At 36.7% G+C, this 256-nt stretch carries 1 pseudogene; it reads left to right on the forward strand.

The annotated features are described in order from the left end of the window. Positions 1-256 (forward strand): annotated as a pseudogene (locus tag Q4528_RS14745) (aspartate aminotransferase family protein); the annotation flags it as partial.

The raw sequence follows: 256 nt of genomic DNA on the forward strand, positions 1-256 counted from the left end.
GTTTGTCTAATAAATTTTGTGATATTACTCGAGGTGACTACGTTAATAGTGTGTCATTCGGTTTAAGAGGATCTGATGGTAATGATGTCATTTTCATTTTTGCCCGTGAATTTTCTGGTCGACCATATATTTTTAGTTTTACTAATGCCTATCATGGCTCAGCGTTTGGGGCTGTATCCATGTCAGCGATTAGTTTGAATCTGAGAAAAAGTTATGGACCGTTATTGAATGGTGTTTACCATAGTCCATTTCCTGA

This window comes from Staphylococcus pasteuri (assembly GCF_030547725.1).
Classification (GTDB): domain Bacteria; phylum Bacillota; class Bacilli; order Staphylococcales; family Staphylococcaceae; genus Staphylococcus; species Staphylococcus pasteuri.